The organism is Corallococcus sp. CA041A, assembly GCF_003612075.1.
GTDB lineage: Bacteria > Myxococcota > Myxococcia > Myxococcales > Myxococcaceae > Corallococcus > Corallococcus exiguus.
In genome coordinates this window covers 1-17,578 of the sequence record NZ_RAWF01000209.1, presented here as the reverse complement: position 1 = coordinate 17,578, position 17,578 = coordinate 1, and the positions used below count along the sequence as shown (strand labels likewise).

Sequence of the window (17,578 nt, the reverse complement as noted above, 5' to 3'; positions counted from 1 at the left end):
CCCCCGCCGCCTGTGGGTCCGCCACCCGAGGGTCCGCCACCGGTCATGCACGCGGGCCCGAATCACGCGCCCCCGCCGCCTGTGGAACCGCCTCCGCCCCCCGTCGCACAGACGCTTCCGCCGGACGCGGTGACGGCCGGTAATGGCACGCCAGCGAACGTCGACCCCCATGTGCAGCAGACCAAGGCTCCAGGAAAGACTGGCGGCAAGACGCAGTCTTCGCGCATCCCCCTGGAGCCTACCGACGACATCGCGCTCAGCGCGCTGAAGGAAGCCCGTGCCGCGGATGCGCGGAACGACGTGGACACCGGTGTCCGGATGGCCCAGCGCAGCTACGCGGCTCAGAAGAACCTGGCCGCGCACCATCTGGCCATCAAGCTCCGGTGCCAGTCCAAAGACATGGTCAACGGTCCTGCTGAACTCTCGAAAGTCCCCAAGTCGGACCTGACGGCGCGGCTCATCGAGCTATGTCGGAGCAATGGTATTGAATTGCCGAAGTGAGCGAACACCGCCCGTCCGCGAAACCACGGACGGGTGAGGGGGATACACCAACATGAAATGCATCGTCGCCGTGGCCGTGCTGGCCACCCTTCTGGGCACCCTGCCCGCCCGGGCCGCGCCGCCCGCTCCCGTGGAAGCCGGCAAGGTGTTCGTCGGTCCGCAGGGAGAACTGGTCGCCGTCGTTCCCCTCGCGCCCCGTGAGCAGAAGAAGTTCCTCCTGCGCATCCAGGGCACGGGCTCCGTGCTGGACAACCTGGTCCTCCCCTACACCCTGAACGACTGGAGCAGCCCCAGCACGCGGCGCCAGAACTACACCACCCAGTGGCACGGCAAGGACTACTCGCCGCTCGTCGTCGTGGGCACGCGCACGGAGCTGTACTTCCCCGGCGGCCCCGGCAACGGCATCACCGTCCAGTTCGACGAGGCGCGCTCCCAGAAGCTCAAGCCGGAGGAGGTTTACGCCCAGCACCAGCAGCAGACCCAGAGCGGCCAGCTCGCGAAGCTGATGGCCTTCGACCGCAAGGCGGAGGAAGCCGTCCACGACACGGCCTACTCCGAAGCGCTCCAGGAGCTGAACACCACCTGCGGCACCTCCGTGGCGGGCGCCATCGACTGGACCACCGTCACCGAGCCCTTCCTCAAGGCCCAGAAGATCTCCCGCTACTGCGTCTTCCCCCTCACCGCGCTGAAGGCCCTGTGCGAAGTCTCCGAGGAGGCCCGCGGCACCGTGAAGGCCCGCCTGAAGCAGATGGACTGCCGCTTCGGCGCCGCGCTGGAGCCCGCGCTTCAGGGCGACCGCTTCGTGTGGACCACCACCCCGGAGGCGACCCAGCAGGAGAAGGCCGCCATCCGCTACTTCAAGAAGCACCTCTAGGCCCGCGCACCATGCTCTTCCAACGCATCCTTCCCGTGGCCGTGCTCCTTTCCGCCACTCCCGCCGCCGCCGTCGAACCGCCGTGGGGCAAGGCGGAGAACCTGGGCCAGCGCATGCTCCTGGAGGCCACCGCCGTCTGCACCGACGGCCGGGGCCACTACGTCGTCTCCGTGCCCCGCGAGGACACTGACGACCTGGAGGATCAGCTCTACTACGGCGACGGCAAGTCCCTGGTCGTGGTGCCGCGCCCCCGCAGCAGGAACCTGTCCGCCACCACCTTCCAGGATCCGCGCTTCTTCAACCCCAGCGGCACCGCCGACTACGACGGCGTGGACCTGCGGGTGCACTCGCAGCTGAACGTGGACACGAAGGAGCGCACCTGCTCCCTGCGCTGCGGCGAGCGCAAGGTGGCGCTGGAGATGGTCCCCGGCGCGCAGGCGCGGGAGCTGCTGCGCAAGGCCACCTACGTGCCCAACCCGCAGAAGTTCGTCCCTCACGCGCTGCTGCGTGACTCGGAGGGCACGTACTACTACGTGGACAAGGGCTCCTCGTCCGCGGAGTCCCGCAACTTCCGCGTGTTCATCGGCCCCCGTGGGGACCTGAAGCCGCAGAAGATGACCAACGTGGTCGCGGACTCCGAGGGCGAAATCTTCACCACCAAGAAGGGCCAGCTGCGGCTCGTCATCGACCGCGCGCAGAAGCCCATCTGGATCGAGAAGGCGCGCAAGGAAGTGGAGCTGCGCAACGTCCCCGTGGAGCAGAACCTGCCCCTCATCTACAACGAGCTGGGTGTCTACACGGGCATCCGGCTGGGCACGCCCTGCGACGACCAGTAGCGGGCGGTCCCGCTAGACGCGCACCAGCAACGCCATCTGGTGCGCGCCGATGCCCAGGCCGACCATCACCAGGTACTTCGTGCGCAGCTGGCGGCGGAACCTGGCCAGCGTCACCGGCATGGACGCGTGCACCATGTTCCCGTACTCCTCGAAGGTGTCCAGGTACTCGCGCGGGCGGATCTCCTGCGCCCAGTGGTCCATCAGCTTGCGCGTGGCCTGGTGGGAGATGAGCGTCACGTCCTCGCGCGCCACGCCGTGCTTCGCGAGCAGCCGCTGCACCAACCGGGGCGGCCCGTTCATCCCCGACTGCAGGAACGCCTTCACGCCCGCCGCGGGGGCGATGCCGTAGGTAGGGTGCGCCAGGCCGGACTCCGGCCGCGGGCCCATCATCATCGCGCCGTATTCGTCGCTGAAGGTGTCCGCGCCCCAGTCCACCAGCGTGAGCCCTTCACCCGCGCCCACCACCACCGCGCCCGCCCCGTCGCCAATGCCAATGGCGTGGCCCTGTGTGTAGTCCACGTTGCGGGTCCACGCGGAGCCCACCGCCACCATCGCTTGCCGGAGGGTGCCCGCGCGCAGGGCCTCCCAGGCCAGCACGATGCCCATCAGGAAGTTGGCGAAGTCCGCGTTCACCGGCACCACCAGCGTGCCCTGGGACAGGCCCAGCTCGCGGTGCACCGCGTACAACTCGTTCGGCGCGACGAACTCCGACACCGACACGTAGCCGTACAGCCGCTCCACGTCCGCGGGCGTCAGCCCCGCGTCCTGGAGCGCGGCGGCGCCCGCCTTCGCGGTGAGCGCGGCCAGCGACTCGCCCTGGCCCAGCACCCTGCGCTCGCGGTTGCCGTAGAAGAGCGCGTGCTCCCCACCGCTTCCGGCGGCGCGGCGCAGCGACTCGAACAGCGGGTCGTCGTTGCCGCGAACGTGCTCCGGGACAGCGGCGCCGACTCCCAGGAGCGCGAAGGTCGCGGCGGTCATGGAGGCTACTTCGCGTCCGACGCCACCGCGGCGAAGCGGTCGCCGTACGGCGGGACCTCGCGGTAGTCGATGTGCGCGACGATGACCTGCGGCTGGCCCGTCTCATCCGCGCGGCGCAGTACTTCCGGCAGCAGCGCGTCCAGCTGGCCGGGGCCATTCACCGTGTAGGCGCGCGCGCCCAGCGACTCGGAGAAGGCCTTCAGGTCCGGGTTGCCCAGGCTGTAGAAGTCATCCTCCAACGGCTGCGTGCGGTCCTGCACGTGCTCGCCGTGGTTCACCATGCCCAGGAAGTTGTCGTTGAGGACGATGGTCACCGTCCCCACGCGGTAGCGCGACGCGGTGATCATCTCCGTGCCGTTCATCAGGAACGCGCCGTCGCCGACGATGGCCACCGCCGCGCGGTCCGGCCGGCCCACCTTGCCGCCGATGACGGCGCCGCAGGACCAGCCCATGGACGACAGGCCGCACGGGTAGAAGATGCGCGCGGGGGGCGTGATGTGCAGCAGGTGCGACGTCCAACCCGTGCAGTTGCCCATGTCGATGTACAGGTCCATGTCCGGGCTCAGGTGCTTGTCGAGCTCCGCCATCAGGTCCTGCGGCTTCACCGAGTCCCGGTCCTGCGGGGTGCGGATGACGGGCGCGGGCTCCGTCAGCGCCATCACCTGCGCCCAGCGCTCCTGCACGCGCGCGCCGCTGGACGGGCCAATCATCTGCCCCAGCTCCGCCAGGCCCGTCATCACCGAGCCCACGTCCGCCACGATGGGCAGCCGCACCGGCAGGAACTGGCCGATGTTGGAGGCGTTCACGTCCACCTGGATGACGTGGTGGATGGCCTGGAAGTAGCGGTGGAAGCTGCGGGAGGCCCACTCACCCAGGCGGCTGCCCAGGACGAGCATCACGTCCACGCCGTCGCGCAGGTACGCCTCGGCGCGCTTGCTGCCGGCCAGGCCCAGCACGCCCAGGGACAGCGCCTCGCGCTCGGAGAACAGCCCCTTGCCGCGCATGCTGGTGGCCACCGGGATGCCGTGCTGGGTGACGAACGCGGTGAACGTGTCGGCGTGCTCCGCCATCGCCTCGCGAGCGCCCGCGCCCAGGAAGATGAGCGGGCGGCGCGCGGTGCGCAGCAGCGTGAAGGCGGCGCGCAGGTCCTCGAAGGGCGCGGTCGCCGGACGCGCGCGGAAGGCGCCGCGCGTGGTGGGAACGGAGGCGCGGTGGATGGGCTGACGCGCGATGTTCGCGGGCACGCTCAGGTGCGCGGCGCCGCCGGGCAGGCCCTGCGCGGTGCGCAGCGAACGCGCCAGCAGCCGCTGGAAGCTCTGCGCGTCCGGAACGATGGAGGAGCTGGCGCACGCCTGGCGGAACATCTCCACCGTGTTCACGCCGTGGGTGCTGCTGCTCTCCTGGATGGCCATCAGGCCCACGCGGTCCGTGGCGATGTTGCCGCTGATGGCCAGCATGGGCACGCCGTCCAGGTGCGCGGAGGCCACGCCCGTCAGCGCGTTGGTGGCGCCCGGGCCCGCCGTCACCATGCACACGCCCAGCTTGCCGGTGGCGCGCGCGTAACCGTCCGCCATGAACGCCGCGCCACCCTCGTGGGACGCGATGATGAAGCGCATGGACTTGTGCTTGCGCAGCGCCTGCTGGAACGGGGCGATGTTGCCGCCCGGGACGCCGAACACCGCGTCCACCTCCTCCGCCTCCAGGTGCGCGATCACGCAGTCGGCGACCGAGAGGTCCTCCACCGTCTTGAAGCCCCGCGCATTCACGTCCCCGTACATCGGGATCGGATCGCCGTGACGAGCCTCCAGCACGTTCGTCTTCCCCTGGGTCGGCGTCTCGTGCCGGAGTGCCTCGACGGGCACCTCGTTCCGCAGGGTGTTCGACGTAACGGCCTGGAGCTCAGCGAACGAGGAGTTGGACATTGAAGGACGTCTCCAAGGCCCCGGAACCCGTGAGGTTCGACGCGGATGCTGCGTCGATTCGCTGCCACCGAGTCCGGGGGGACCTCGATGCCTGTGACAGTGTTGCGGGGATGCTGAAAAACTGCATCCCCTTAATAGCCGAGAAGCGAGCGAGTGTGAAGTAAAATCAGCGGAAAGTTCGCCTGACGCTGGATTCTCAAACTTCGTGACGAGTACCACGTTTACCCGGAGACGTCTCCATCTTCACGGGGAGGACGTGGCTCGCGCGCGTACGCAGGCGCGGCAGGAGTGGATCCACACGCGTGCCGACTGGGGTAGGCTCGTGAGCGCGCTGCCATCCAGCCGGAGTCGCACGGGAATGGCGCGTGCACCACAAAAACAACGTGGGGGTTTCATGGCTGAGAATCTGAGGACGGAGTACGGCTTCCGGCTCAATGCGCCGGGCTACATCACCCCCGCCGAGGCCAAGGTCTGGTTCGAGGACCTTCGCGCCAAGGTGGCGATCAAGCGTGGGCGGCCCTTCGGTCTGATGGTGGACATCCGGGGCCAGAAGGCGAACCCGCCGGAGACCCAGGAGATCATCAAGCAGGCGATGGGCTGGCTCCGGCAGAACGGCATGGTGCGCTCGGCGGTGGTGCTCGACAGCACCGTGGCCCGCCTGATGATGGTGCGCATGGCCAAGCAGAGCGGCGTGTACGAGTGGGAGCGCTACATCGACGCGTCGAAGGACTCCGATTGGGAGCACAAGGCGATCGATTGGATCACGAACGCCACGGAGCCCTCGAAGGAAGAGGACGCGGCGGCCTGACGTCGTTCCCCGGGTGACGGCGGTGGAAGCCTCCTTCCGGTAGAGGCCCACCGCCTCCCCCGCCCGTTCGCGGGCACTGTTCCCCCTCTACCTGCCAGGTCCTGTTCGTGATTCCCGGGTCCCCGCGGACGCCAGGCTGGCTCAGGGCGGTCCTGTTCCTCCTCACCGGATTCCTGGAACTGCGCTGCGCCGCTCCGTCACAGTCGCGTGACACCGCGCGAGCGATGAGTTCCCTGTCAGCGGTTTCCTCCCCTGCCCCTACGGCGAAGGTGTTGCGGGTCCGCGTGTACGCGGACGTGGACCACCGTGCGCGGGGGCTCCATTGGGAACGGGCCGTCGCCGGATGGCTCCAGCGCGCGAGCGAGTCGGTGCGCGGCCCCCTGGGCATCACGTTCGAGCTGGAGTCCGCGCGTGCATGGGATCGGCGCGGCTCGGACGGTCCGCTGGAGCCGGTGCTGGACGCACTGGAGGAAGTGGACGCGGGCGAGGACGTGGACCTCGTCGTGGGTCTGGTGGCGGCGCCCGCGACGTTCAGCGGTGCGCAGCACGAGCTGGGCTTCGCGCGCGTGCTGGGGCGGCACTGCGTGTTGCGCGGACTGAGAGGAGAGCTGCCAGCGGAGGCGCGGCAGCGGCTGGAGGTGGCGGTCCTGCTGCACGAGTGGGCGCATACCCTGGGCGCGCCGCACGTGCGCGATGGACTGGGATGGATGTCGCCGAAGTACGACGCGGGCCAGACGGCCTTCGATGCGCGGACGCTCGCGCTGCTGGGCGCGGGACTCAGGCACCTGCCCGGTGCGCGCGTGGAGCTGGAGGCGCAGAAGGCCTGGGCCCGTGAGCTCCGCGTGACGGTGGAGGCGATGACAGGCCCGGCGTGGGAAGGGCCGGAGCGGGACTTCCTCCTCGAATGGACGGAGCGCGTGCGCACCTCCGCTGTCGTGTTGGGCCCGGAGGGCACGCCCCGCTCGCTGACACCGCTGGAGCGGCAACGGCTGGCGGAGGTCATCGCACTGGAGAAGGCGGGCCGGCCGGAGGTGGCCGCGGAGGCATTGGAGCCGCTGGCCGTGCGGCATCCCCAGAACGAACGCGTGCAGCTGCTGGCGTGCTACCTCGCCGTGCACCTCACGGCGGGGCTGGACGCCACGCGTGAGCGCTGTGAGCGGGCCATCGCGCGGTTTCCCCGCGAGCCCTCCCTGCGCATGAACGTCGCGCTGCTCCACCTGCACGCGGGCCGCTTCGACGAGGCCCGGGACAGTCTGGTGGTTGCGAGGACGAACCTGGAGGCCCGTGCGGACGTGGAGCCCGCGCAGTGGGCGGACCTGGCGGGCCTCTTCCTGCGTGCCCACTGCGTGACGTGGGCGGAGGAGACCGCGGTGCGGGCACAGGGACTGGCGGCTTCCGCGGCCGTGCTGGAACAGGCGGCCCGTCTCCGAAGACAGGTGGCGCTGCCGGCCCGGTCTGATGCGAGCACCGCTGTCGTCGATCCCGCGCGAGAGGGAGCCCTCGTGCGCGCGGTGTCCGACGTGGAGGCGCTGCTGCATGCCGGCTCCTCTAAGTCCGCGCGTGAGCGCATCGCCGCGCTGGCGCAAGCGTATCCGGCGAGTCCCTCCGTCACGCTCCTGCAATGCGAGCTGCACCTGCTCCAGGGGCGCCTGGGCCCTGCGCGCACCGCCTGTGAGCGGGTGCTCGCGTTCCGGGACGATGCGGTGCAGGCGCACCTGCTGCTCGGCGTGCTCGCGACGAACACCCGTGCGCATGCGCGCGCACGCAAGCACCTGGAGCGGGTCATCGCCCTGGAGCCTTCACGCACGGAGGCGTGGCACCTGCTCGCGCGCGAATACCGGGGCACCCGCCAGTTGAAGACGCTCCAAGCCCGCTACCGCGAACAGTTCGCGCGCGACCTGCCGTGAGCCTACGTCGCGACGGACGCGCGCCAGGCGTCCTCGAGCAGAGCGAGCAGGATGATGTCGTTGAACCCGCCCCCGTTCCCATCGACCTGGTAGCCGCGCATCACGCCTTCCTGCTGGAAGCCCACGCGCGTCAGCGCCTTGCTCGACGCGCTGTTGCGGGTGTTCACCATGCCTTCGATGCGGTGCAGGTTCAGGTGCTCGAAGCCGAAGCGGATCAGCGCGGGCAGGATGCCCGACATCACGCCCTGCCCCCACAGTGAGCGCCCCACCATGTAGCCCACCTCCGCTCGGCGATCCTTCTGGCTCCAGTTGAAGAGCGTCATGTAGCCCAGGGGCGTCGGGTCGTCTTCCTTCGACAGCACCCACCGGATGCCCTTGCCCTGGCGCATCGCCTCCAGGTCGCCGGTCAGCTTCTGGTGCAGCGTCTCGCGCGGCACGGGCACCGTGAAGTTGAGGCTCCGTGCCACCTCCGGATGCGAGTACAGCGCGATGACGCCGTCCATGTCCTCGGGTGTGAAGACGCGAAGCCGGAACGGCGTGGGGACGACGGGCAGCGGCAGCGTGGCGTAGGACATGGACATGCGGTGCAGGCCCCCTTCGGTAGGGACGGGATCACCCTACCGGGTGAGCGCCATCACCGCCATGACGATGGCGTGTTCACTCTTCCGTCAGCAGCCGGCGCCGCTCTCGCAGGACGTCGCCAATCGGATCCCACTCCCCCCGCGCCCACGGCAGCACCTCGTCCACCATCACCCGGTGGAGGAAGGCCAGCGCCTCGTCGGACGTGCGCGTCCTGGTGAGGGTGGAGTCCCTCCACCCCTCGTCCACGGTCATGCAGGCGCCGCTCCTCAGCGCCCGGTACGCGGCGAAGGCACACGTCGCCAACAGGTGCTCGGGTTCCCTGGGCGTGAGGCCGGTAAAGCCCACGTGCCGCTTTTCGGCGTCCGCCACCATCAGCGTCGCGTAATGGAGGCACCACGCCGCGTTGAACAACTCCGACGCCAGGAGCTGGCTGGGGACGAACAAGCCGATCTCCATCGCCTTGCGCTGATGCGCCTCATCCGGAGCGAGGACCCACTCCTCCAGCGCGAGGAGGGCCGACTGCGCGCCGTCGTTCTCCGGCCCATGCCTGTCCCAGACACGCGCCGCGACGCGCGCCACCGCCACGCACAACCGGACCTCCTCCTCCTGGCTCAGCGGCCCCAGCGAATCCACCCAGGCCTGCAGTCGGGCGGAGTCCGGATGCTCCGCGTCCACCGGCAGCGGCCCCGGCCCCGCGAGCGCCAGGGCCAGTCGCGGCGAGCCCGGCCCCGCGGTGCGCGCCTCCACGGGCAACGGGACACTCCGGACGATGGCGTCCGCCACCGACTCGGCGTGCACGCGCATGCGCCAGGTAAAGGGATCTCCATGTCCCCGCTTCACGGCATGCGTCACCACGCGCCGCAGCAGGCCCACCGCCGGCCGGGCCCGCGCCCCCATCCCCGCGAGCAGATGGAGCGCGAAGAGCCCCTGCCGAGCTCCGTCCCGGTCATTCGGAAGCAGGCCCACCAGTCCCCGCGCCGTCTTGTCCAGCAGGGGCAGCGCACGCGAGGGCGACAGCCAGGACAACACCTGGAGGGCGACGACGCGGCTCTCGTCGTCCAGCACCACCTGCTCCTCCAGCGCGTGAAGCACCGCCTCGGAAGGCGGGGTGCACCGGCCCAGCAGGCGCAGCGCGGAGCGGCGGACGTAGGGACTCTCGTCCGACAGCCTCTTCAGGGCTTCGTGCAGCACGTCGTCCGGGACGGGACCGTCCAGCGTCGCGAGCGCGTCCAGCGCCGTCGCTCGCGCCTGCCACTGCGTCTTGTCCTGGCAGGCCTCCAGCAACAGCTTCACCGCGAGCCGGGTGGGCCGGGGACGCAGATACACCAGGGCCCGCATCGCCTGCCGCTGGACCCGAGCGCTCGGCCGGGACAAGAGCCCCATCACGGCGGGCACCGCGCACCGGGGCGGCGGGCTCGGCGCCATCAACGCCTCGAGCACGTTCAAGCGGATGTTCGCGTCCGCGGACTCCTTCTCCGCCAGTTGGGGATTCGCCAGCACCTCCAGCAGCGCGGGCACCGCCCCCAGGCCAATGGCCCTCAGCGCTTCGTGCGCGTCGTACGTGTCTCCCCTCCGCAACCGTCCCTGCGCCACCAGCTCCGCCACCCACTCCCGGGGCGTGCGGTCCGCGTGCCGGAAGCCCGAGCGCACCATCAGCGCGTCCAGCCTGCGCAGCGAAGCGAGGTCGTCTCCGGAGGCCTGCCGCCGCGCCTCCGCCAGTGCGTCACCCATCCCGGCTCCCTACTCCGCGCGCATCGCCTCCACCGGATCCAGCCGCGCCGCGCGCGACGCCGGGTAGATGCCGAAGAGAAGCCCCACGCCGCAGCTCATCCCCAGCGACAGCGCCACGGCCCACGCCGGCACGCTCATGGGGAACAGCAGCACCCACTTGCCCAGGAAGACGAACCCGAAGCCCAGCCCCAGCCCCAGCACCCCACCCACGAGCGACAGCATCACCGCCTCCGTGGCGAACTGACCCAGGATGCGGCGGCGGCGCGCGCCCAGCGCCTTGCGGATGCCAATCTCCCGCGTCCGCTCCGTCACCGACATCAGCATGATGTTCAGGATGCCGATGCCGCCCACCACCAGCGACAGCAGGCACACGCCCACGCCCGCGAGCGCGATGACCTGGGACAGCTCGTTGAAGGACGCCGTCATGGACTCGTTGGTGTGCAGCTCGAAGTCGTTCGGCTCCTGCGGCGTGAGGCCCCGGCGGCGGCGCATCAGGTTCACCACTTCGTCCTGCGCCTTCTGGAACGACGCCCCGTCGCGCGCCTGGATGTCGATCTCCACCGAGCGGTTCTTGCCGTAGAACTGCTGGAAGGCGCGCATGGGCAGGATGGCCTGGTTGTCCTGGCTGGCCATCCCCATGACGCTGCCGCGCTTCTGCAGCACGCCAATCACCTGGAACGGCCGGCCCTGCAGCCGCACCTCGGAGCCCACCGGGTTCATGCCCGGGAAGAGCGTGTCCGCCAGGTCCACGCCAATGACCATCACCGGGCGGCCGTCCAGCGTCTCCGTCTCGTTGAAGAAGCGGCCGGTCGCCACGACGACGCCGCTCGTCTCCAGGTACGTGGGCTCCGTGCCCAGGATGCTCACCGAAGGAGGCGTCTCCCGGAACGCCGTGGTCAGCTTCTTGCCCCACTCCTGGGCCAGGGGCGTGGCCGCGCTCACGGAGGGACACGACTCCATGATGGCGCGCACGTCGTCGCCGAGCAGGTCCTTGCGCTTGGCGTACTTCGCCCAGTTGATGCGGCCGAAGCCGGTGGGCCACTTCGTCACCTCGAAGGTGTGCGCGCCCAGGCTGCCCAGGTTCTTGTTCACCTGTTCGCGGAGGCCCTCGATGAGGGCCATCATCGTGATGACGGTGGCCACGCCGATGACGATGCCCACCAGCGTCAGGAGCGAGCGCAGCGGGTTGCCCAGGAAGGTGCCGAGCGCCAGCCGCAAGTTGTCCAGGAAGGCCCGCATTGCCCTATTCGTAGCGGAGCGCTTCCACCGGGTCCAGCCGGGCCGCACGCGCGGCCGGCCAGATGCCGAACAGCAGGCCCACCAACGCCGCGAACGCCACCCCGCCCACCACCGTGCCCGGGCGCACGTCCGCCGCCAGCGGCGTCACCAGTGACACGATCTTCGCCGTGCCCAGCCCCACCGTCGTCCCCAACAAGCCCCCCACCGCGGACACGCTGGAGGCCTCCATCAGGAACTGGAGCACGATGGTGCGCTGGCGCGCGCCCAGCGCCCTGCGGACCCCAATCTCCCGCGTCCGCTCACGCACCGACACCAGCATGATGTTCATGATGCCGATGCCGCCCACCAACAGGGTGATCAGTCCCACGCCCGTGGCCACCGCGTAGAGCGCGCCGGTGAGCTGCTCGTAGGTCGCCGCGAGCGAGTCCGTCCGGTTGACGTTGAAGTCATCCGGCTGGCCCGGCGGCGTCGCGCGCACGCGCCGCATGATGCCCACCAGCTGGTCCTCCACCTTCGCCATCTGCCCCGCGTCCGCCACGGCGATGGCGATCTGCATGGGCCGCCCCTTGCCGAAGTTGGAGTTGAAGGTCTTGAACGGCATGAACACGGACATGTCCATGTTCTCCGCCACGACCTTCCCCTTGCGCCCCAGCGTGCCCACCACCTGGAAGGGCCGCCCGTCGATGCGCACGGTCTGCCCCAGCGGGCTGATGCTGGGAAAGAGCGAGGCGGCCACGTCCGCGCCCAGCACCGTCACCGCCCGGTTCACCTCTTCGTCCGCGCGGGTGAGGAAGCGTCCGGACACCACCTCGTAGTTGCCGATGGCCAGGTAGTCGCTCCACACGCCGTTGATGCGCACGTTGGAGACCTGGAGGGCGCCGTGCGACACGTCGGACGTGCGCAGCACCGCCGGGGAGATGGCGGTGATGAAGTCCGCCTGGGCGCGCAGCTGCGCCACCTGCTCCAGCGTGAAGTTCTTCCGGTTGCGGTAGAGCCACCAGTTGCCCTTCACCATCCAGGGGTACTTGGAGATGAAGATCGTGTTCGCGCCCAGCGTGGCCAGCTGCTTGTCGAACGACGCGTTGAGCCCCTGGATGATGCCGACAATGGCCAGGAGCGTCGCCACGCCAATGCCGATGCCCAAGGTCGTGAGCACCGTGCGCATCCGGTTCGCCCGGAGGGAGAACACCGCGATGCGGGCCCCCTCCAGCACGTCCACGCGGAAGCCCTTCCGGAAGCTCACGCGGTGCCCGCCTGGGGTGCCGCGTGCACACCCAGCGCCACCTCCGGCCCCGGCCCGTCCGCGACGATCTCCCCGTCGCTCAACCGGATGGCCCGGGGACAGCGCGCGGCCAGCTTGGGCTCGTGCGTGACGAGCACCAGCGTGTGCCCCGCGCGGTGCAGCTGCTCGAAGAGCTTGACGATCTCCTCGCCGGTGGCCGAGTCCAGGTTGCCCGTGGGCTCGTCCGCCAGGAGCATGGACGGCTCCGACACCAGCGCCCGCGCGATGGCCACGCGCTGGCGCTGACCGCCCGACAGCTCGTTGGGCCGGTGGTGCATGCGGTGCGTGAGCTGCACCTTGTCCAGCGCCGCCTTCGCCCGCTCGCGCCGCTCCTTCGCGCCCATGCCCCGGTACACCAGCGGCAGCTCCACGTTGGCGAGCGCCGTCTCCCGGGGCAGCAGCTGGAACGTCTGGAAGATGAAGCCGATCTCCACGTTGCGGATGACGGCCAGGTCGTCGTCGTCCATGCTCGACACGTCCTTGCCGTTGAGCATGTAGCGGCCGCTCGTGGGCGTATCCAGGCAGCCCAGCACGTTCATGAGCGTGCTCTTGCCGGATCCGGACTGGCCGATGATGGCCACCCACTCCCCCCGCTGGATGCCAAAGGACACGCCGCGCAGCGCGCGCACCTCTTCACCGCCCACGAAGAAGGCCCGCGTGAGCCCCTCCACCTGGATGAGGGGGCCCGCGTCCGGTGCAGGGGCCGACGTCACGACTTGCCCTTCGCCGCGGCCTTCTCCGGCTCGCGCACCGCGTCCCCGTGGGACAGCTCCTTGGACAGCGTGCGGTAGGGGCCTTCCACCACGCGGTCCCCGACCTGCAGGCCCTCCAGCACCTCCAGCTCCGTGTCGGAGGCGATGCCGGTGCGCACGCGGCGCACCTGCGCCTTGTTGTCGTTGTCCACCACGAACACGACCTTGGCCAGCGACTCCGTGCGGCGCTTGGCGGTGAGGGACGTGCCCTCCACCGGCGCCTGGTAGTCCGGCAGCGAGCGCTCCGCGCGCACCGTGACGGCCTGGATGGGCACCAGCACCGCGTCGTTGTGCGTCTCCGCGCTGATGCGCGCCTCGGCGCTCATGCCGGGGAGCACGCCCGGCGGACGCGCGTCCAGGGCGACGGTGATGGGGAAGCTCGTCACTTCGGCCTCCGTGCCCGGGTTCTTGATGGTGGCCTTCTGGGCGATCTCCACCACGGTGCCGGTGAAGGACTGGCCCTCCAGCGCGTCCAGCGTCACCTCCGCGGGCTGGCCGTACTTCAGGTGGACGACCTCGTGCTCACCCACCTCGAACTTCACCTCCATCTGGTTGAGCGCGGCGATGGTCATCACCACGTCCTCGGAGAAGTCGGAGCCGCGCACGCGCTCGCCCACTTCACGCGTCAGCTCAATCACGTTGCCGTCGATGGGGGACAGGAGCGTGGTGCGCGCCAGGTCCGTGGAGGCCTGCTCCAGCACGGCGCTGCTCTGGGCCACGCGCTGCTTGGCGGCCGCGAGGCGCGCCGCGGCGGTGTCCGCCACGGCCTGGGCCTGCTCCACCTCCGCGGCGGACGCGAGCCCCTTCTCCGCGAGCCCCTTCACGCGGCCCAGCTCCGCGCGCTGGCGCGAGGTGTCCACCTCCGACACCTGGACCTCGGAGCGGGCGGCGTCGCGGGACGCGGTGGCCTGCTTCACGGCCGCCTCGTAGTAGCGCTTGTCGATCTGCCCCAGCACCTGCCCCTTGGTGATGGGGTCACCGTCCTTCACCTTGAGGGCGACGAGGTCGCCGGACAGGTTGGAGGAGATCTTCACCGTGGTGGCCGCCTGCACCTTGCCCGCGCCGGTGATGGTGCGGGTGATGGTGCCCTTGCGGGCCTTGGCCATCTGGACTTCCTGCGTCGGGGGCGGCCGGTCCCGCAGGCCGCCCACGGTGATGGCCACCGCTCCAAGCAACAGCGCGCCGGCGATTGCCGCCTTCCACCACGTCATTGTGAGTCTCCCGGGTTCAGCGTGCCCATGGCCCGGAACAGGGCATAGCGGGCGATTTCGACATCGATGCGGCTCTGGAGCAACACCAGCTCCGCCTGGGTCAACTTGAGCTGCGCGTCTCGCACGTCCAGCGTGGAGCCGGCGCCCGCGCGGAAGCGCTCCTCCGCCAGGGCCAGGCCCTGTTGGGCGACCGCGCGGTTGTCCGTCGCGAGCTTCGCGGAGGCAATCTGTCCTTCCAGCACCTGGTGGGAGCGGCGCACCTCCGCCTCCAGCTCCCGCGCCGTCTGCGCGAACGTCAGCTCCGCCTTGCGGATGTTGACCTGGGCGCGCGCGGACTGGGCATCCGTGTTGAAGCCGTTGAACAGGTCCCACGTCAGCGTGACGCCGCCGTTGAAGATGTTGCCGTAGCCGGGCTCGCTGAAGAACGGGCCCAGGTCCTGGCTGTTGTGCGAGTACCGCGCGGACAGGCCCACGCGGGGGATGTAGTCCCCCTGCACGATGGCCCGCTGCAGCTCCGCCACCTGCACGCGCTGCTGGAGCGCCTTGAGCAGGGCGCGGTGCTCGCGGGCCGTCTTGATGGCGTCATCCAGGGCGGGCGCCGGCGCGGGCTCCTGCTGGAACACGCCGGGGTCCACCGCCTGGAGCAGCTCCGTGCCGGGGCGCGCCAGCCACACGGCCAGCTGCACCTGGTCCGCCACCAGCTGGTTCTGGCGCTGCACGATGTTGATGCGGTCGTTGCCCAGGTTGACCTGGGCGGCGATCTCCTCGGACTTGCCCACGCGGCCCGCCTGGAAGAGGGCGCGCGCACGCGCCAGCTGCTCCTCGCTTTGCTTCGCGGTGGCGTTGAGCACGCCCAGCGTGGCCTGCGACAGGAACAGGTTGAAGAAGCGGCGGATGGCCTCCAGCTCGGAGGTGTCCGACTCTTCAATGGACTGGTTGCGCGTGGCGTCCACGTTGACGCCCGCCTGCTCCAGCTGCTTCCAGAGGCCCCGGTTGTAGATGACCTGCGACACGCCCAGGGACGCGAAGTAGCTGTCCGCCGTGTTGGAGGTAGCCACCACCTCCCGCGTGACGGTCTCCGTCTCACTGATGGGGACGGTGAAGACCTGCCGTCGCCGGCCCACGTAGTCCAGGCTGGGGCCCAGGTTGAGCTGCACCTGCGGCAGGAGGCCGGAGCGCGCCACGCGCTGGTCCTCCTGGGCCACGGCGACGTCCAACGCGGCCTGGAGCGCCTGGGTGTTCTTGCGGCCCAGCTGGCGCGTCTCCTCCAGCGTGATGGGCGTGGCGGTGAGCAGCGTCGCGACAACGAGGAAGGCGCTCACTGCGCACCTCCCGCCGGCAGGCCGATGAAGAAGACACCCACGTACATGAGGTACATCACCCCGATGAGCACCAGCGCGCGCCCGAGGCGCATGCCGGTGGCGGTGGAGAAGCCCACTCCCAGCAGGCCCACGCTCCACAGGTTGAAGAAGTCCACGCCCTTGAGCACGCGCTGCATCTTCGGCGTCAGGCCGTCCAGCAGGGCCAGACTGGAGGGCACGAGCCGCTCCGCGCGCAGGTCGGTGAGCGAGTGCTGGTAGCCCGCGCACAGCGCGTAGATGAGGTGGTACAGCGCGATGGGCAGCAGCGCCACCGCGGCGGCCGTCATCAGCTGCCCGAAGGCCGCGGGCTTGTTGAAGAGCCAGGCCGCGACCCAGAGGATGCACGCGAGCGCCAGCACCATCAGGGGCATCACGATGAGGCCCTTGGCGATGCCTCCCACCAGCGCCTTGCGCGACGCCGTCTGAATCTGCTCGGCGATGTCGGACTCGGACACGCTGGACGCGGTCGAGTCCGTGGGCAGGGCGCTCACGATGGAGGCGGTGGCGTCCCAGCGCAGCGCGTAGACGGTGCCGGAGATGGCGACGCAGAAGGCGAGGATGAGGAGGGGCCACAGCCAACGCCGGGCCTCGACGGCGGCGCGCATCCCCCCAAGAGGGTCCACGAAGACGCGCGCCGGTTGAGCAAGGGAGGTCATAGGGATGGGGTCTCTGGGCGGATTACGCAGCCCTCCCGGAGTGATTGCCCGGTCCCTTGAATTGAGTCGGGAAACGGGCGGGCAGCCAACCGAAATCCGGCCGCGGCCCAAGGTTTACCCTGCCTTGCATCCATCCTGTAGCGGTCTGTAGCCTAAATTTTGCGGCGGAGCGGCGGACGGTGTATTCCGCTCGGCTGGACGCTTGCCGGAGCATGAATGGTCGACAGCACGGATCTCGCCCAGGTTCTCCATGAGGCGCATGACATCGCCCGCAGCGTCGCCCAGAAGCCCACGTCGGCCCACGTGTTGCTGGCGCTCTTCACGGTGGAGAACCGTGCCCAGCTCCTCCTGAAGGAGAAGGGCGTGGACGAGGACGCGCTCCTCCAACTCATCACGGAGGCCCCGGCGGAGACGGGCAACGTGGTGCAGGAGTTGACCGCGCGCGCCCGCGAGCTGGCCAGCACCTTCCGTGCGGGCGAGGCGGACTGCCTGCACCTGCTCATCGCCATCATCCGCAAGCGCTGCGCCGCGAGCGACCTGCTGGGGCGGACGGGGTTGGACCTCATCTCCCTGTCCAACACGGCGCTCGCCTATTCCACCAGTGGCGGCCTGCCACGTCGGCTCCAGCCGGGCTATGGCCAGGCCGTGGCCACGCGCGCGCCGGTGAGCCGTCCGGTGGGCGCGCCGCCGTCTCCCCTTCCCTCCTCCACGTTCGCGCTGAGCGTGCCGCGTCCGGCCCCCGCGCCGGCTCCGGTGATGACGCCCCCGGTGACGACTCCGCCGCCAGCCGCGCGCTCGACGCCCGCGCTGTCGCCGAGAGATCTCATCGACGTGGACGAGGACGACGTGACGCAGGACGCCGTCTCGGAAGCCCCGCCTCCGCCGATGCCGCGCATGGCGCCTCCCGCGCCGCCGGCCCCGGTCGCCCGTGCGGTACA

At 70.1% G+C, this 17,578-nt stretch carries 15 protein-coding genes and 1 pseudogene; 6 read left to right on the top strand and 10 right to left on the bottom strand.

Annotated elements, in window-relative coordinates; translation table 11 throughout:
- The 3 genes and pseudogenes from D7V77_RS43885 to D7V77_RS30325 all read left to right on the top strand — a co-directional run.
- Positions 1 to 501 (top strand): annotated as a pseudogene (locus D7V77_RS43885) (hypothetical protein); the annotation flags it as partial.
- Positions 502 to 553: 52 nt separating this feature from the next.
- Entirely contained in the window at positions 554 to 1,375 is an 822-nt protein-coding gene (locus D7V77_RS30330; protein ID WP_120579779.1) for a hypothetical protein, read from the top strand.
- A gap of 11 nt (positions 1,376 to 1,386) precedes the next feature.
- The gene (locus tag D7V77_RS30325) at positions 1,387 to 2,211 is read left to right on the top strand and encodes a hypothetical protein (protein ID WP_120579778.1); all 825 of its coding nucleotides are present in this window, start codon (positions 1,387 to 1,389) and stop codon (positions 2,209 to 2,211) included.
- Positions 2,212 to 2,223: 12 nt separating this feature from the next.
- Here the strand turns inward: D7V77_RS30325 and D7V77_RS30320 are convergent, their stop codons facing one another.
- Both D7V77_RS30320 and D7V77_RS30315 read right to left on the bottom strand, forming a co-directional pair.
- Complete coding sequence (locus D7V77_RS30320; protein ID WP_120579777.1) at positions 2,224 to 3,189, bottom strand: 3-oxoacyl-[acyl-carrier-protein] synthase III C-terminal domain-containing protein; 966 nt, start codon at positions 3,187 to 3,189, stop codon at positions 2,224 to 2,226.
- A 5-nt stretch (positions 3,190 to 3,194) separates the two neighbouring features.
- Positions 3,195 to 5,111, bottom strand: coding sequence for a thiamine pyrophosphate-binding protein (locus D7V77_RS30315; RefSeq protein WP_120579776.1), 1,917 nt, complete (start codon positions 5,109 to 5,111; stop codon positions 3,195 to 3,197).
- A gap of 394 nt (positions 5,112 to 5,505) precedes the next feature.
- Between D7V77_RS30315 and D7V77_RS30310 the strand changes: the two genes are divergently transcribed.
- Both D7V77_RS30310 and D7V77_RS30305 read left to right on the top strand, forming a co-directional pair.
- Complete coding sequence (locus D7V77_RS30310) at positions 5,506 to 5,919, top strand: hypothetical protein (protein ID WP_120579775.1); 414 nt, start codon at positions 5,506 to 5,508, stop codon at positions 5,917 to 5,919.
- Between the two features lie 224 nt (positions 5,920 to 6,143).
- Complete coding sequence (locus D7V77_RS30305) at positions 6,144 to 7,826, top strand: tetratricopeptide repeat protein (RefSeq protein ID WP_147452209.1); 1,683 nt, start codon at positions 6,144 to 6,146, stop codon at positions 7,824 to 7,826.
- Positions 7,827 to 7,828: 2 nt separating this feature from the next.
- On the opposite strand, the gene D7V77_RS30300 is transcribed toward D7V77_RS30305, so the two are convergent.
- From D7V77_RS30300 to D7V77_RS30265, 8 genes are all read right to left on the bottom strand, one after another.
- A complete protein-coding gene (locus D7V77_RS30300; protein WP_120579773.1) occupies positions 7,829 to 8,407 on the bottom strand; it encodes a GNAT family N-acetyltransferase in 579 nt (192 codons plus the stop codon).
- A 76-nt stretch (positions 8,408 to 8,483) separates the two neighbouring features.
- Entirely contained in the window at positions 8,484 to 10,139 is a 1,656-nt protein-coding gene (locus tag D7V77_RS30295) for a HEAT repeat domain-containing protein (RefSeq protein WP_120579772.1), read from the bottom strand.
- Positions 10,140 to 10,148: 9 nt separating this feature from the next.
- Positions 10,149 to 11,378, bottom strand: coding sequence for an ABC transporter permease (locus D7V77_RS30290; RefSeq protein ID WP_120579771.1), 1,230 nt, complete (start codon positions 11,376 to 11,378; stop codon positions 10,149 to 10,151).
- A gap of 4 nt (positions 11,379 to 11,382) precedes the next feature.
- The gene (locus D7V77_RS30285) at positions 11,383 to 12,621 is read right to left on the bottom strand and encodes an ABC transporter permease (protein ID WP_120579770.1); all 1,239 of its coding nucleotides are present in this window, start codon (positions 12,619 to 12,621) and stop codon (positions 11,383 to 11,385) included.
- A complete protein-coding gene (locus D7V77_RS30280) occupies positions 12,618 to 13,373 on the bottom strand; it encodes an ABC transporter ATP-binding protein (RefSeq protein WP_120579769.1) in 756 nt (251 codons plus the stop codon). The genes D7V77_RS30285 and D7V77_RS30280 overlap by 4 nt, the downstream gene beginning before the upstream one ends.
- Complete coding sequence (locus tag D7V77_RS30275; protein WP_120579768.1) at positions 13,370 to 14,623, bottom strand: efflux RND transporter periplasmic adaptor subunit; 1,254 nt, start codon at positions 14,621 to 14,623, stop codon at positions 13,370 to 13,372. Before D7V77_RS30275 ends, D7V77_RS30280 begins: the two co-directional genes overlap by 4 nt.
- The gene (locus D7V77_RS30270) at positions 14,620 to 15,945 is read right to left on the bottom strand and encodes a TolC family protein (protein ID WP_120579767.1); all 1,326 of its coding nucleotides are present in this window, start codon (positions 15,943 to 15,945) and stop codon (positions 14,620 to 14,622) included. The genes D7V77_RS30275 and D7V77_RS30270 overlap by 4 nt, the downstream gene beginning before the upstream one ends.
- Positions 15,942 to 16,640, bottom strand: a complete 699-nt coding sequence (locus D7V77_RS30265) for a YIP1 family protein (protein WP_120579766.1) — start codon at positions 16,638 to 16,640, stop codon at positions 15,942 to 15,944. The genes D7V77_RS30270 and D7V77_RS30265 overlap by 4 nt, the downstream gene beginning before the upstream one ends.
- Before the next feature lie 216 nt (positions 16,641 to 16,856).
- On the opposite strand from D7V77_RS30265, the gene D7V77_RS30260 reads away from it, so the two are divergent.
- The coding region (locus tag D7V77_RS30260; protein ID WP_304485882.1) for a Clp protease N-terminal domain-containing protein at positions 16,857 to 17,578 on the top strand (722 nt) is incomplete at its 3' end.

Coding starts and splice junctions, on each gene's coding strand:
- D7V77_RS30275 (WP_120579768.1), bottom strand. CDS start 14,623: ATGACGTGGTGGAAGGCGGCAATCGCCGGCGCGCTGTTGCTTGGAGCG.
- D7V77_RS30325 (WP_120579778.1), top strand. CDS start 1,387: ATGCTCTTCCAACGCATCCTTCCCGTGGCCGTGCTCCTTTCCGCCACT.
- D7V77_RS30300 (WP_120579773.1), bottom strand. CDS start 8,407: ATGTCCATGTCCTACGCCACGCTGCCGCTGCCCGTCGTCCCCACGCCG.
- D7V77_RS30330 (WP_120579779.1), top strand. CDS start 554: ATGAAATGCATCGTCGCCGTGGCCGTGCTGGCCACCCTTCTGGGCACC.
- D7V77_RS30305 (WP_147452209.1), top strand. CDS start 6,144: ATGAGTTCCCTGTCAGCGGTTTCCTCCCCTGCCCCTACGGCGAAGGTG.
- D7V77_RS30320 (WP_120579777.1), bottom strand. CDS start 3,189: ATGACCGCCGCGACCTTCGCGCTCCTGGGAGTCGGCGCCGCTGTCCCG.
- D7V77_RS30295 (WP_120579772.1), bottom strand. CDS start 10,139: ATGGGTGACGCACTGGCGGAGGCGCGGCGGCAGGCCTCCGGAGACGAC.
- D7V77_RS30310 (WP_120579775.1), top strand. CDS start 5,506: ATGGCTGAGAATCTGAGGACGGAGTACGGCTTCCGGCTCAATGCGCCG.
- D7V77_RS30315 (WP_120579776.1), bottom strand. CDS start 5,111: ATGTCCAACTCCTCGTTCGCTGAGCTCCAGGCCGTTACGTCGAACACC.
- D7V77_RS30290 (WP_120579771.1), bottom strand. CDS start 11,378: ATGCGGGCCTTCCTGGACAACTTGCGGCTGGCGCTCGGCACCTTCCTG.
- D7V77_RS30265 (WP_120579766.1), bottom strand. CDS start 16,640: ATGACCTCCCTTGCTCAACCGGCGCGCGTCTTCGTGGACCCTCTTGGG.